A 13369-nucleotide genomic window follows, 5' to 3' on the forward strand; every position below is an offset into this window, starting at 1 on the left:
TATCTATCATGGAATTAACATAGAATTAATTACAATAAATGGATAATATGAAGAAAACGGAATAGGGGTATTTTTTTGAAGAACTTCAGAAAAGTTATTTGGATAGTAACGGGATTTTTCTTAGTCGGTTTTTCTTTCCTTTTTGGTCCAGACCTATGGGTGAAATTCCAAGCGAAGCAGCAGGCGTCACAGTTTTTAAAACATGCTGCCAATCAAGATTTTGAAAAAGCATTTGATCAAATTTACTTTTTTAATGGAGCATATGACGAGGACGTAACTATAACGGAGGATGCGGCAAAAAACAGCTGGATTAAAAGAAACAAACAATTGTTTACAGAGGGGACGTATATAAAGTCATACGAGAATTTAAAAATTAGGACGAATGACGGTTGGCCATCCGGCAATGTGGATCTAGTGATGGTGGAAAACGGAAAAGTAATAAAATATAAAGATGTACATTTAGCGTTTAATAAAAGAGATAAGTGGAAAATAGGAATGATGCAAAGCATGCATGAAAGAGATTGGGAAAAAGCTTTCAGCGGGCATGTTGTTCAATAAATTAGTAGATTCGAACACTTTTACGTTTTATTTACAGATAGAACCGACATTGATAGGAAAAGTGTAGAGGACTTTGATCAAAACTCCTCCTGATCGCGTGAAACTCTATGCAGTTTGCGTCAAACTAGGTATGTTTAGCGTGAAACTCCAGTAAGTCTGCGTGGAACGAGGCGGATTTGGAGTGGAAACTCACTCTTTTTGAGCGAACGTGTAATAAAAATAAGAACACGTACCGTAAAAAACAAGCAGTAAAGTAAAAGGCTGGCCCATTGGGACCAGCCTTCTTCTTGCTTATTTTTTGATAAGACCGATTTCAACAAGACGCTCATATAAGAAGTCGCCAGCTGTGATCGGCGGATACTTCTCAGGATTATCTTCAGAGATGCATGAAGGAATCGTCTCCAACAATGAATTCGGGTATGGATGCACGAAGAACGGCATGGAATAACGAGATGTGTTCTCGCCTTCAGGATTTACTACACGGTGAGTAGTTGCCGGGATTACTTCGTTCGTGATGCGGGAAAGCATGTCCCCAGCGTCAACGATAATTTGTCCTTTTTCAGCTTTAACAGGAACCCATTCTCCTTCACGAGTTAGAAGTTCCAAACCAGAAGCTGTTGATTCTACTAAAAGAGTGATCAAATTAATGTCTTCATGCTCACCAGCACGAATCGCACCTTTATCCATTGAATCATCAAGTGGCGGGTAGTGGATTGCACGAAGAATGCTGTTTCCGTCTTGAATCATGTCAGCAAAGAATCTTGGACGAAGGTCCATTTGAATTGCAAGTGCTTCAAGCATGTTACGAGCAACACGCTCTAACTCACGATAGAAGTTCAACGCATATTGACGAAGCTCTGCCACTTCTTCAGGCCAAACGTTAGCTGCATAATCACTTGAAAGCGGGTGTCCAACAGGAAGCTCTTGACCCACATGGAAGAATTCTTTTAAATCTCCAACTGAACGATTCTTTGCATGTTCTTTTCCAAATCCAGTGTATCCGCGTGCTCCGCCTTCAACACCTTCATACTTTTGCTTAATTTCTGTATCAAGTGTGAAAAACTTTTCCCAAAGTTCATAGTTTCTTTCGATTAGGTGAGTGTTTACACCATGACCTTCTAAAATAATAAAACCTGTTTCTTTCAGACCTGCTTCAAATTGAGCAGCGAATTCTTTGCGCTGTTCAGAAGTACCGTGTGTAAAGTTTTTCAGGTTTAATGTTTTAACTAGTGATTGAGTTTGTGTAGACATTTAATATAGCCCCCAGACATTTATGAAATCGCTTTCAAACAGTTTAAATTTTATCATAAAAGTATTGAGTAGCAATAGCTATTTTAAAGAATAGTACTATTTTTAAACATCGGTAGCATGGAAATACAAGATACTGGAAGTCGTTGAGTGAAATTCAGGTGCATTATGTTACTATTAAACTACAAATTATTGATTGGAATCGGTAGGTGAATTCATGCCTCAATCTGTAAAAATATCCGTTCGGACACTTGTCGAATATGTATTCCGTTCAGGAAGCATTGAATCAGGATTTAAAACCACATCCTCATTAATAGAGGGAACGAAAGCTCATCAAACGATACAAAAAACATACGGTGAAGCAGATGCTGCGGAAGTATTCTTGCAGATGAGCTATGCGTATGAAGAGATCGATTACGTGGTGGAAGGCCGCTGTGATGGTCTTTTGCTGGAAGAAGATCTTGTAACGATTGATGAGATCAAATCAACTGCAAAACAGTTAGATGATATAAAGAAAGATTCTTATCCCGTCCACTGGGCTCAGGCAAAGTGCTACGCTTATATGTACTTGAAAAAAGTAGAAAAAGACGAAGTAAAGGTTCAGCTCACATACGTACAGGTGGAGTCAGGTGAACAAAAAAGATTTCAGGAAAACTGTACCATGGCAGATCTAGAGGAGTTCATGCTTCATCTCATAAAAAGCTATGCTCCTTATGCGAAACTTCGATTGGAGAATCTGCAGCAGAGAAACGAGAGCATCCGAGAACTTCCATTTCCGTTTGATCAATATCGAAACGGACAGCGAAATTTTGCAGGAGCCGTTTATAAGACGATCGCTGATAAAAAAACACTGTTTGCCAATGCGCCAACGGGGACTGGGAAGACGATTTCTACCCTTTTTCCTGCTGTTAAAGCCATGGGAGAGGAAAAGGCAGAAAAGATCTTTTATCTTACAGCGAAAACGCTGAATCGAAAGAATGCGGAAGAAGCCCTTCAACTTATGAATGAGAAAGGTCTATTTTTTCAAAGTGTAACCATAACGGCGAAAGACAAAGTTTGTTTTAAAGAGGAGACACGATGCGATTCTTCTTACTGTGAATTTGCGGATGGATATTTTGATCGAATCAACGATGCGGTACTAGATATTTTAAAAAATGAAACGATAATGAATCGTGATGTCATCTCTCAATATGCCCAAAAACATAAAGTCTGTCCGTTTGAATTTTCGATTGATCTGGCATATGCGGCAGATGGTGTGATCTGTGACTATAACTACGTGTTCGATCCACGTGTATCTTTTAAACGTTTGTTTGAAGAACAAAAGAAACGTACGGTACTGCTCATGGATGAAGCGCATAATCTCGTAGATCGTGCACGCAGTATGTATTCTGCAGAATTGCAGAAATCTGCATTCTTGCAGCTGTCTCGGGAATACAAAGGAAAGAACGACGGGCTCTGGGGAACGGCTAAGACGATAAATGATGAAATGCTGAAACTTAAAAAAAAACATGGAGAGAAACAGGTTGCCGTTCCTGATCTTCCTGAAGATTTTATCAGCTGTTTGGAGGATTTTCTGGTTCAGGCAGAACAGCTCCTGGCAAGCGGTGAAAGTGATGAACAATTGCTTGAAGCCTATTTTGCTGCGAATCAAATGGTTAAGATATCAGAGTTTTATGATGAGCGGTTTGTTACATTTATTGATGTCTTTAAAAGTGAAGTAGAGGTTCGTTTGTTCTGTATGGATCCGTCCCAGCTTCTTTTTCAAACCGGGAAAAAATATGGGTCCCGCATTTTCTTTTCTGCCACTCTTTCTCCACTATCCTATTTTCGGGAGATGCTTGGCGGCGGGGAAGAAGACTATGTAATTCGCATGCCTTCACCTTATGAGAAGGAACAGCTGGATGTTTTTATTCAGCCTCTTTCTACTCGTTTCAGAGATAGAGAAAAGACAATTGAACCTATAAAGGAAATGATTATCGATCTTGTGGATAAGAGGCCGGGGAATTATCTCGTCTTTTTCCCGTCATATCGTTATATGACCGATTTGGTTGATCGGCTTCTGGAAGAAGATCCAGCATTTCACCCTATTGTTCAGCACCCTGCTATGTCAGAGGAGGAGCGTGAGAAATTCCTGGCTAACTTTGATACGGCTGGAGAGCAATCGCTTGTTGGATTCGCTGTCATGGGCGGTATTTTTTCAGAGGGAATTGATCTAAAAGGAGACCGCTTAACAGGAGCAGTAATAATCGGAGTCGGATTGCCGCAAGTTGGATTAGAGCGCGATACGATGAAGGATTATTTTCAAAGCGCAGGGAAGAATGGCTATGATTTTGCATACGTTTACCCGGGCATGAACAAAGTGCTGCAGGCTGGGGGCAGGGTAATCAGATCTGAAGAGGATCGCGGAACGCTCGTACTTGTGGATGACCGGTTTTTAAGCCGTAAGTATGTGGAGATGCTGCCTGAAGAATGGCGGGATTTTGTTGTGCTGAAAGGGTAGGATTTTTGCGGGTGGTTTGTCGAAAAGCCTATAAAACATTTTGAAGGCTCATAAAAATTTTTGAAGGATCATAAAAAAATTTAAAGGACCATAAACTTTCTTAAGGGCTCATAAATCTCCTCGAAGGCTCATAAATGAAATCATACTTATTTTAGGTTGCTTGGCACCGGCCAAGCAACTTTAATTGGATATAAATCCTATTAAATAGCTGAATTTCGGGGTTGTTATTTATTTTTTATTTTGGAAAAATAAAAAATTCGGGGCTGCCAAAAGTAAGTTTACCTTACTTTTGGGACAGCCCCTTTCTTTTTACTTTTTATATAAGCCAGCCCATAAAAATGGCAGACCAAATGTGTCTGCCGGCTGCTTCATTTCTTTCATTTTACGAAGTTCGAGCACTTCAAAATCTGAAAACACGTCACGCATCTTCTCAAACGTATAACCGAGGCCGCCTTTCATCGTCCGCTCACGATAAACTGCCTCATCTGGTACATCAAGTCCCATGCCTTCTGCATCAAAACACGTAATCGCAAAATACCCGCCGGTTTTTAAACAGTTGTTTAATAGATTAAGATAGCTCACCCTTCTGTGAGGAGGAACATGGTGAAAACAGCCAGAATCATAGATTAAATCATATTCATCATGAGGGATGTCGAGTTTAAAGATATTGCCTTGAATGAAATTTACTTGAACGCCTTTTTCTTCCGCTCGTTCACGTGCCCATTGAAGTCCTTCACTCGAAAGATCAACAGCATCAACCTTAAACCCTAGTTCTGCAAGATAGATCGCATTTCGTCCAGGTCCGCATCCCAGCTCAAGAACCCGCCCGGGCTTAATCATCCCGTTTTCAATATAGTTCACTAGATTTTCGTCAGGTGCGTCAATAAAAAAAGGAATCTTCTTATTTCGATCTTCATAAAAAGAATTCCAGAATGCACCTTCATCACGTAAAAGCGAGTCCAGCATGTCATAAACATGTTCATTTTTAGTAATCAATTTTGTCAAAAAATCGTCCGCCTTTCATAGTTAAAATAGGCCTCTGACTGACTGAGATGTATATCTCTATTTTACCAAAAAATAGATTATAATTGGGGTGAAGAGTGAATAAAAGAGGTGGAAAAAGTGAAAGATTTAGCGGGTCTTACATTAAAAAAAGCAGGAACTGAGCATGTGGCAGGAATAGCTAAAGTTTGCTCAGAAGGATGGAGAGCAACATATGGTTATTTGGAAGATGAAGCGTATGTAGAGCAGGTTATAGAAGAGTATTTTAACCAGGATAGGGTCTTGAAAGAAGTCACGGAGTTCAGTGAACAGTGGCACGGCTACTTTATTGCGGAAGAGGAAGGTCAAGTAGTAGGTGCAATTGGGGGCGGAACAACGGGCAGCCAAACAGGTGAAATCTTCGTCTTTTACATGGATCCAGATAAGCGAGGATTAGGAATCGGAAGTAAACTATTGAGCTTTTATACAGATTATCAAAAAAGTCTTGGAATAAAAGAGCAATGGCTTTCAGCGCAAAAGGGTAATGAAAAAGGAATTCCTTTTTATGAAGCAAGGGGATTTGTAAAACAATCCGAAAAGGTAAGTAAACGAACCCATCACATTTCATTCCGTTATATGAGAAAAATATAAAAAGCCCCTCCATCGAGGAGCTTTTTTGTTATTCATCCACGGTTTTTTTACGCAGCAATAAGGATTGAAAGTCCATGCTCCCGCCGGCTTCAGGAACGACATGAAAGTTCAGCACTTCAAATAATGGCGATACTACCTCTTGAATGTCTTCGTTTGTATAAAAAGAAAAGAATCGTTTTGGTATATATGTATCGTCTTCCCAAACTCCTTCTGAATCTTTTCCGCCGTATACTCCCATGTAAAACAATCCATCGTCTTTAAGAACTGTATGAATGTTTTTGAGAACAGCAGGCAAGCTCACCTTTGGAACGTGAAGCAGTGTATTCATCGCCCATACAGCATCAAAGGATTCAGCATCAAAATCCAGCGTATAATAATCCATCACTTCTGCTTTTAATCCTTTCATACGGCATGTTTCGACCATGCTTGGAGAAAGATCGATACACGTTACATCAAAGCCGTGATCCAGCAAATATTTCCCGTGCTGTCCAGAGCCTGCGCCGATATCTAGAACTGCACTTATTTCTTCATTGCTAAGAGCATCTATATAAGATTTCAGCTCAACGATCTTCCACTCGTCTATATCGGCTTTGTCTCTTGAATGAGCTTGCTCGTTATAGCTTGCTTTCAGACTTTCTTTTAACAAAAGATCCATGAAGTTCGCTCCTTAAAAAAGATATGTTCGAAAAGCAAAATGATAGATTCATTATAGCGAAAGATGTCAGACTGGTAAATTTTAAAATGAAAGAAAATTCAGTAAAGGAAAGCCCTTACATTCCTCTCGCCCCTTTCCTGTATTGGTTTGTAGTAAAAAAGTTGTGTTCTTAAATCCCCCTTGAAAGCATGTCGAACAGCCTGTAGAATGTTAAGAAATTCAATTTTCTGAATAATAATAACAAATTACAAATATGATCACTCCGATGCTTGCGTACTTTGCTATATTGCTTTCTTTTGCTAAAAAGTTCGACAAAAATATGGGGATGGGGATTCTCATTTCATCCTTGCTACCGTACACGATTGCCTACACGATTTTCTGGTGTATCTTATTTGCTGTCTGGTACGTGCTAGGACTTCCATTGGGTCCTGGCGAATATATAAAAAAGTAAATTATATAGAAGGAGTGAGCGGGTTTGGAACAATTATTCAGTCGGTTGGCAAACTATCAAGATGAAATGGTGGAGATCCGTAGACATCTTCATCAAAATCCTGAACTATCATTTGAAGAAGTGGAAACACCAGCTTATATTGCTGCTTATCATGAAAAATTAGGATTAGACGTTCGAAAAGGAGTAGGCGGAAGGGGTGTAGTGGCTACCTTAAGAGGAGGAAAGCCTGGCAAAACCGTCGCACTGCGAGCTGATTTTGACGCACTTCCAATTCAGGAAGAAAACGATTCTCCTTATAAATCAAATGTTCCAGGTGTCATGCATGCTTGCGGGCACGATGGCCATACAGCTACACTTCTTGTATTGGCAAAAGTATTAAATGAAATGAAAGATGAACTCGAAGGAAATGTTGTATTTATCCATCAGCACGCAGAAGAATTAGCACCAGGCGGAGCGATTGTCATGATCGAGGACGGCTGCCTGGACGGGGTTGACGTCATTTTTGGAACCCACCTTTGGGCAACAATGCCAACCGGAACAATCGGGTACAGAACTGGCCCAGTAATGGCAGCCGCCGACTCTTTTACAATAAAAGTTCAGGGGAAGGGCGGACACGGCGCCCAGCCTCATAAAACGAAAGACAGTATCGTGATCGGAGCACAGCTTGTTTCAAACTTGCAGCAAATTGTGAGCCGCCGAGTGAATCCTCTCGATGCCGCCGTTGTATCCGTCGGTGCATTTGAAGCGAAGAATGCATTTAACGTAATTGCTGACTCAGCTAAACTGACTGGTACAGTTCGAACTTTTAAAGAGGATGTACGTGTTGCGATCGAACAGGAAATTGACCGCATTGCAAAAGGAACGTGTTTAGCAGCGGATGCTTCTTATGAATATGTATTTAAGCGCGGCTATCCAGCAGTCGTAAATCATAAAGAAGATACAGAGTTTGTAGTCGATGTGGCGAAAAAGGTGCCAGGTGTGCTGGAGCTTGAAGAGATCGAACCGCAAATGGGCGGGGAAGATTATGCGTATTATTTAGAAAAAGTACCTGGTACATTCTTCTTTACTGGTGCAGAAGACTCAGCTTGGGATGAAACATACCCTCATCATCATCCGAAATTCAAAATTAATGAAGATGCATTATTGATTGCTGCTAATCTATTAGGAGCTGCAACACTGACGTACTTAAAGCAAAATGCAGAAGAAAAAATCGGTGTTACAAAATAAGTAAAAAAGCCCTCAATAGGGGGCTTTTTTTTATTTACTAAGGATTACTCCCAGCAGCTGTCGTCAGAGTTATCCTTACACTTCTTAGACTTCTTACAAGATTTCTTTGAAGACTTTTTAGACTTCTTTTCTGAAAGACCAGAATCTAACAAAGCACGAAGCGCTTCTACAGCACCGCCAGTGCCTGTCCCGTTAGCAGCAGCTGCTGCAACTGGAGTAGACGTACCAGTAGTAGAGGTTTTTTTACGTAACTTCTTTTCAATAAGATTACCTAGATCTGTACCATTTGCAGATGCAGCAGTAGCATTTGCGCCTTTGCCATTAGGAGATCCTTCGTTCCGCTTTTTTCTTTTCTTGCTCATTTAGTATCACCCCCACTATTACTATATGAAAGGGGGAGATGAGTGCTTGTACGAATCACTATTTTTTATATTTTTTAAAAAAATTACGAGATAACTCTAGTAAAATGCTGATTATCTTCCGTTGGGTAGGGGAGGAACGGTGAAAGCTCAAAAGCAGAAGGCATCTTGAGCGAAAACAGTGGATGTTTGAGCGTAGCTTGAAAATCTTGAGCGGTGCTAGAGTAGTTTGAGCGTATGTGGTATCAGGCTGAGCGTAAATCAGAATTTCTGAGCGTACGTGTAATAAATATAAGAACACGTACCGTAAAGTGACCAGATGAGCCGATTCTTTTATTGGAAAAAAATTCTTGCCAGAAAAAAATAGACCTTTTATAATTAAAGTGTAAATTTACACTAAAGAGAAAAAGGCGGTGCCAAAGTTGAAATTAAAATGGATTTTAATTTGTTTATTAATCTATGGATCTGCCTTTTACTCAAGTTGGCACGTATATTCTCGCCAAAGTGCAAAAGAAACTGCAGAAGATGCAGGCAAACTTCTGCCGGTTAAAATGAAATATTTTCGAGATGTTCATTCCACTAAACAAATTCAACAATGGTTAAAAGAAGCGCGCGAAACCGGAGAAACGATTGCTATTGCAGGTATGCAGCACAGCCAGGGAGGTCATACATTGTATCCAAATGGAACCTTGCTGGACATGACAGGGTACAGCAAAATTTTAAATTTTAGTCCTAAGGAAAAAAAGATCACGGTACAATCAGGTGTGACATGGGCTGACATTCAAGAAAAGATAAACCCGTATGGTCTCTCGATAAAAGTGATGCAGTCACAGAATATTTTTACCGTTGGAGGTTCTTTGAGTGTTAATGTTCACGGGCGTGATATTCGATACGGTTCGTTAATTGACTCAGTAAAATCTTTCCGATTGTTAAAACCAGATGGAGCAATAATCAATGTCAGCCGCACTGAGAACAGTGATATGTTTCCTTATGTAATTGGGGGGTACGGTTTATTCGGTGTAATACTCGATGTGACATTGGAACTTGCTGATGATGAACTGTATCAGCATCGATCAGCGGCAATGAATTATAAAGAGTATGAAATGTATTTTAATGAAAAAGTGAAACATGATGATTCAGTTAAAATGCACCTTGCACGAATATCAGTGGCACCTGAATCTTTCTTAAAAGAGATGTATGTTACTGACTACGTGCTTGCTGAAGATCAGCGTAAACGAGAAAAATACATGGAATTAAAAAAAGAAGAAATTGTGGCTTTGCCTAAATTTATGCTTGGTTTGTCCAGATACAGTGATTGGGGTAAAGGTCTGCTTTGGGAAACGCAAAAAGAATACTTTATGAATAATGACGGGAAGTATGAAACTCGTAATAATGTGATGAGGTCAGACAGCGAATTTATGGAATACGAAAACCCTAACCAGACAGAAGTGCTGCAAGAATACTTTGTCCCTGTTGATCAATTTGCTGAGTATATCACTGATTTAAGAGCAGTTTTAGAAAAAGAAGAACTAAACTTACTAAACATAACAATAAGATACGTAGGGCATGACGAGGATGCTGTCCTCTCTTATGCGAAGGATGACATGTTTGCTCTCGTTTTATTAATCAATCAAGGTAGATCAAAACAGGACATTGAACAGACAGAAAGAGTCTTGCAAAAATTAATTGATGTGACTTTGGATCACAATGGAAGCTATTATTTACCGTATTATTCGTATCCATCGGATGCACAGCTAAAAAGAGCATATCCTCGCATTGATGAATTCTTTGAAAAGAAAAGAGAGTTCGATCCCGAAGAACGTTTTAAAAATCTGTTTTACGAGAGGTATGGACAATGAATTATCGAACATTCGTAGCATCGCAGAGTATTTTAATGACGGCTAGCTCTATGGTGTTTCCGTTTTATTTGCTTCTTATAAGGAATATCGGTGACAGCTACTCACAATTTGGATTGGCATATGGACTATTCGCTCTTACAGCGGCACTAGTTCACCCTTTAATCGGAAGACTATCAGATAGAATAGGAGACCGTTCATTATTGCTGTTATATACGTGGGGTATGGCTGGAGTAATGATTATTGTTCCGATCATTGAAACCATCTCAGCGCTTTATCTTTTACAAATTGTAATGGGTGTATTAGGAGCCGTACAGAAAACCACTGAAAAGACAGCACTTGCAAGACAAACTGCAGGTGAACATACTGGGCAGAAAATAGGAAACTACCATTTATGGACGAGTGTATGGGGAGCTGCTGCGGTAATGGCAACCGGATATTTAATAGATTTCCTGACGATTGGAAGCCTTTTTTATATCGCTTCATTCTTATATCTGATATCTGCTGTGATCTTAATGAGATCTGATCATATTTTAAAGAACCAAATGAAAGAAAAGCCCGTGCAGCCATAAGCTGCCGGGCTTTAGTTATAAAAGAAAAAGCGTATTTCGTAATCTTTGTTGCTATTAGAAGGCATTGATCTCCGCTCCAGGATGCTCGCTTTCCGCGGGGCGTGCGGTGAGCCCCCTAGGCTCTTCAAGCCTGCAGGGTCTCACCTGTCCCGCTGATCCCGCAGGAGTCTCGCACCTTGCGCTCCAATCAACTATTCAACGATGACCGTTTAATAAACATCCAAAAGCAAATCTATCAGAAAACAGCAAAGAAAAACAAGCTGATGACTAAGCTCTGTATAGCAAGAACAAATATTTTCTTTCCTGAGTGTTTAGATCCGGTAGCCAGTATTCTGCTAAAAATGGTTTCAAAAGATATCACGATCAAAAAAGTATAAATAAAACCTAGAAGTATTCCCTCCATCGTTAGCTCCTTACTTCATTGATTCTGCAATTTTTATCATATCTTCTGTTGTCCATGGATTGTTCGTTTCTGGAACAACATTCAATGTAATCTTGTAGGTCAGCTTCTGATTCTTTTTCGACCAGACTAATTCCCGCGTATCCACATGATTCATTCTCATATCTGCAATCGAGCCATCTTTTAGTTTGAATGACAAGGGTAAGTCAGGATCAATATTTTCAACTCTATTAAAATAGGTAGCAACAGATAAACTGGCATTGTTGTCTTTATGGTATACGACTTCTGCAAATCTTGGTTGAAATCCGGCATTCTTTTCAACTGTTGAGGAGATGGAATCAGGTATGAAGGGCAAATGGCTTGGAATTTTCACTTGTGATAATTCTTCGTCTGGAAGAGTGTGCATTTCTTTTTGTATGTCAGGGTATTTCTTCATTAAACTTTCAAGTTCTGGTGAAGGAGATGAACAACCGAACATAAACAGCAAAGTAACGATTCCAGCCACCCATTTCATATAAAAGCCTCCTAAATGGAATTAAGAGAGATCATCCTCTTTTTCTTTCTTACGCCAATATTTTTGAATGAACTTTTTTACGATATCCTTCCCAGCTAAAAGTGCACCGAGCCAGAAGAAGACTTCTCCTCCAATAAATAATCCACTCACGATGCCTGTCTTGGCAGCAGCACTAAATGATAAAAAGGGAATAATGGGAATAAAAATCCATAGGACAAATGAGAGAATGATAAATATAATTCCAGTTTTCTTTTTCATTGTTGAAAACTCCTTTATTTTGTCTAATGGTTAATACGAATAAGTTTTCATAAAAGTTCCCACATATCCATTTACAGTATAAAACTGCCTGTTTTTTCCCACAAGAAGAAAAATAGTTAACTGGTCTAAATTTCCAATTCGTTCATAGTTGTAAATGTTTCCAAGTTTGGATAATGTTAAGAGGACACTGTTGTAAAAAGGTGGGGGACCGATTGAAGAAAGAACTTGTATATCAAAGTAAAGATAAAGAGATAGAAGTATTTGAAGATGAGTTTGGCAAGATTACTTTAAAAGAGATACCACACGAAGCAGCTGTGATGGTTGCTGTTGAAAATAATAGTTTAATATTAATCAGTCAGTTTCGTCCTGCCGTGGAAGAAGTCATTATCCAGCTTCCTGGCGGTGGAATGAACGTTAATGAAGAACCTGAGGAAGCAGCGAAACGTGAGCTGCTTGAAGAAACTGGTATTGTATGCGGGGATGCCATGTTTTTAGGCAGCATTCAGCCGAGTGCTTGCTACAGTAATTGCGTTACACATGTATATTTTACGAAAGACATTCTTGAGTACAGGTCGCAGAAACTAGAGAAAAAAGAAGCTTCTATTCAAGCTTTTCATATTCCTATAGAGCGGGCGTTCCGTAATATTGAGCAAGGCATCTGGAAAGATAGCGAGCTGGCGCATGGATTGCTGCTTGCACGATTGAAGGGATTGATCTAAATGAGCTGTTTAGGGTGCGATTTAGCAAATGCGAAACTGCCTGTACATACCGTGTATGAAGATGAACTTGTCCGCTGTTTTCTGGACATTGATCCTTTTAATGAAGGACACACATTAATATTACCGAAAAGACACGTAAGGGAACTTATTGAATTAACGCACGAAGAAACGCTTGCTGTTATGGGTGCTGCTAAATTAATCTCTGAAAAGTTAAACACTTGTTTAAAACCGGATGGGATTACAATCAATCAAAATGGGGGAAAATTTAGTGATCTGACTCATTTTCACATGCATGTCATTCCAAGGTATGAAAATGACGGGTTTACGTGGAGTGAGTCAACGATTCAGGATGGTGCTCATAAGAGATTAGCTGAAACAGCAGATATGCTCGGAGCGGTCTAATATTTTTATCTGTATGAA

At 39.7% G+C, this 13369-nt stretch carries 15 protein-coding genes and 1 pseudogene; 10 read left to right on the forward strand and 6 right to left on the reverse strand.

The window, feature by feature from the left end; all coding sequences use genetic code 11:
• The first annotated feature begins 75 nt into the window (after positions 1–75).
• Positions 76–558 (forward strand): hypothetical protein, encoded by a 483-nt coding sequence (locus ACFQ4X_RS01630; protein WP_379832824.1) that lies wholly within the window; start codon positions 76–78, stop codon positions 556–558.
• Positions 559–849: 291 nt separating this feature from the next.
• On the opposite strand, the gene ACFQ4X_RS01635 is transcribed toward ACFQ4X_RS01630, so the two are convergent.
• A complete protein-coding gene (locus tag ACFQ4X_RS01635) occupies positions 850–1809 on the reverse strand; it encodes an isopenicillin N synthase family dioxygenase (protein WP_379832825.1) in 960 nt (319 codons plus the stop codon).
• A 214-nt stretch (positions 1810–2023) separates the two neighbouring features.
• Here ACFQ4X_RS01635 and ACFQ4X_RS01640 point away from each other — a divergent pair, with 214 nt between their 5' ends.
• Positions 2024–4306 carry an ATP-dependent DNA helicase gene (locus tag ACFQ4X_RS01640; protein ID WP_379832826.1) on the forward strand — a complete coding sequence of 761 codons (2283 nt, stop codon included), beginning with the start codon at positions 2024–2026 and terminating at the stop codon, positions 4304–4306.
• A gap of 309 nt (positions 4307–4615) precedes the next feature.
• Here the strand turns inward: ACFQ4X_RS01640 and ACFQ4X_RS01645 are convergent, their stop codons facing one another.
• The gene (locus tag ACFQ4X_RS01645; protein ID WP_379832827.1) at positions 4616–5311 is read right to left on the reverse strand and encodes a class I SAM-dependent methyltransferase; all 696 of its coding nucleotides are present in this window, start codon (positions 5309–5311) and stop codon (positions 4616–4618) included.
• Positions 5312–5428: 117 nt separating this feature from the next.
• Here ACFQ4X_RS01645 and ACFQ4X_RS01650 point away from each other — a divergent pair, with 117 nt between their 5' ends.
• Positions 5429–5938, forward strand: a complete 510-nt coding sequence (locus ACFQ4X_RS01650) for a GNAT family N-acetyltransferase (RefSeq protein ID WP_379832828.1) — start codon at positions 5429–5431, stop codon at positions 5936–5938.
• 28 nt (positions 5939–5966) lie between these two features.
• Here the strand turns inward: ACFQ4X_RS01650 and ACFQ4X_RS01655 are convergent, their stop codons facing one another.
• Positions 5967–6593 (reverse strand): class I SAM-dependent methyltransferase, encoded by a 627-nt coding sequence (locus ACFQ4X_RS01655; RefSeq protein ID WP_379832829.1) that lies wholly within the window; start codon positions 6591–6593, stop codon positions 5967–5969.
• A gap of 244 nt (positions 6594–6837) precedes the next feature.
• Here ACFQ4X_RS01655 and ACFQ4X_RS01660 point away from each other — a divergent pair.
• A pseudogene (locus ACFQ4X_RS01660) lies at positions 6838–7044 on the forward strand (AbgT family transporter); the annotation flags it as partial.
• Between the two features lie 66 nt (positions 7045–7110).
• On the forward strand, positions 7111–8271 hold the full coding sequence (locus tag ACFQ4X_RS01665; protein WP_379836992.1) for a M20 family metallopeptidase: 1161 nt from the start codon (positions 7111–7113) through the stop codon (positions 8269–8271).
• Positions 8272–8315: 44 nt separating this feature from the next.
• Here the strand turns inward: ACFQ4X_RS01665 and ACFQ4X_RS01670 are convergent, their stop codons facing one another.
• The gene (locus ACFQ4X_RS01670; protein ID WP_379832830.1) at positions 8316–8633 is read right to left on the reverse strand and encodes a hypothetical protein; all 318 of its coding nucleotides are present in this window, start codon (positions 8631–8633) and stop codon (positions 8316–8318) included.
• Positions 8634–9052: 419 nt separating this feature from the next.
• Here ACFQ4X_RS01670 and ACFQ4X_RS01675 point away from each other — a divergent pair, with 419 nt between their 5' ends.
• The 3 genes from ACFQ4X_RS01675 to ACFQ4X_RS01685 all read left to right on the forward strand — a co-directional run bounded on the left by ACFQ4X_RS01675 (position 9053) and on the right by ACFQ4X_RS01685 (position 11435).
• A complete protein-coding gene (locus tag ACFQ4X_RS01675; RefSeq protein ID WP_379832831.1) occupies positions 9053–10489 on the forward strand; it encodes an FAD-dependent oxidoreductase in 1437 nt (478 codons plus the stop codon).
• Positions 10486–11058, forward strand: a complete 573-nt coding sequence (locus ACFQ4X_RS01680) for an MFS transporter (RefSeq protein WP_379832832.1) — start codon at positions 10486–10488, stop codon at positions 11056–11058. Before ACFQ4X_RS01675 ends, ACFQ4X_RS01680 begins: the two co-directional genes overlap by 4 nt.
• Positions 11059–11234: 176 nt before the next feature.
• The gene (locus ACFQ4X_RS01685) at positions 11235–11435 is read left to right on the forward strand and encodes a hypothetical protein (RefSeq protein WP_379832833.1); all 201 of its coding nucleotides are present in this window, start codon (positions 11235–11237) and stop codon (positions 11433–11435) included.
• A gap of 36 nt (positions 11436–11471) precedes the next feature.
• Here the strand turns inward: ACFQ4X_RS01685 and ACFQ4X_RS01690 are convergent, their stop codons facing one another.
• Together ACFQ4X_RS01690 and ACFQ4X_RS01695 are read right to left on the reverse strand one after the other, a co-directional pair.
• Positions 11472–11972 carry a hypothetical protein gene (locus ACFQ4X_RS01690; protein WP_379832834.1) on the reverse strand — a complete coding sequence of 167 codons (501 nt, stop codon included), beginning with the start codon at positions 11970–11972 and terminating at the stop codon, positions 11472–11474.
• Between the two features lie 21 nt (positions 11973–11993).
• Positions 11994–12230 carry a transporter suffix domain-containing protein gene (locus ACFQ4X_RS01695; protein WP_379832835.1) on the reverse strand — a complete coding sequence of 79 codons (237 nt, stop codon included), beginning with the start codon at positions 12228–12230 and terminating at the stop codon, positions 11994–11996.
• Positions 12231–12442: 212 nt separating this feature from the next.
• Here ACFQ4X_RS01695 and ACFQ4X_RS01700 point away from each other — a divergent pair, with 212 nt between their 5' ends.
• Both ACFQ4X_RS01700 and ACFQ4X_RS01705 read left to right on the forward strand, forming a co-directional pair.
• Positions 12443–12949: an NUDIX hydrolase gene (locus tag ACFQ4X_RS01700; RefSeq protein ID WP_379832836.1), complete on the forward strand. Its 507-nt coding sequence runs from the start codon at positions 12443–12445 to the stop codon at positions 12947–12949.
• A complete protein-coding gene (locus tag ACFQ4X_RS01705; RefSeq protein WP_379832837.1) occupies positions 12950–13351 on the forward strand; it encodes an HIT family protein in 402 nt (133 codons plus the stop codon).
• Positions 13352–13369 lie beyond the last annotated feature (18 nt).

It is taken from the genome of Fictibacillus halophilus (assembly GCF_042680145.1).
GTDB lineage: Bacteria > Bacillota > Bacilli > Bacillales > Fictibacillaceae > Fictibacillus > Fictibacillus halophilus_A.

What these genes read in the sequence shown, in the direction of transcription:
- ACFQ4X_RS01690 (WP_379832834.1), bottom strand. Translation starts at nt 11,972, where the DNA reads ATGAAATGGGTGGCTGGAATCGTTACTTTGCTGTTTATGTTCGGTTGT.
- ACFQ4X_RS01635 (WP_379832825.1), bottom strand. Translation starts at nt 1,809, where the DNA reads ATGTCTACACAAACTCAATCACTAGTTAAAACATTAAACCTGAAAAAC.
- ACFQ4X_RS01680 (WP_379832832.1), top strand. Translation starts at nt 10,486, where the DNA reads ATGAATTATCGAACATTCGTAGCATCGCAGAGTATTTTAATGACGGCT.
- ACFQ4X_RS01695 (WP_379832835.1), bottom strand. Translation starts at nt 12,230, where the DNA reads ATGAAAAAGAAAACTGGAATTATATTTATCATTCTCTCATTTGTCCTA.
- ACFQ4X_RS01705 (WP_379832837.1), top strand. Translation starts at nt 12,950, where the DNA reads ATGAGCTGTTTAGGGTGCGATTTAGCAAATGCGAAACTGCCTGTACAT.
- ACFQ4X_RS01670 (WP_379832830.1), bottom strand. Translation starts at nt 8,633, where the DNA reads ATGAGCAAGAAAAGAAAAAAGCGGAACGAAGGATCTCCTAATGGCAAA.
- ACFQ4X_RS01655 (WP_379832829.1), bottom strand. Translation starts at nt 6,593, where the DNA reads ATGGATCTTTTGTTAAAAGAAAGTCTGAAAGCAAGCTATAACGAGCAA.
- ACFQ4X_RS01665 (WP_379836992.1), top strand. Translation starts at nt 7,111, where the DNA reads ATGGTGGAGATCCGTAGACATCTTCATCAAAATCCTGAACTATCATTT.
- ACFQ4X_RS01640 (WP_379832826.1), top strand. Translation starts at nt 2,024, where the DNA reads ATGCCTCAATCTGTAAAAATATCCGTTCGGACACTTGTCGAATATGTA.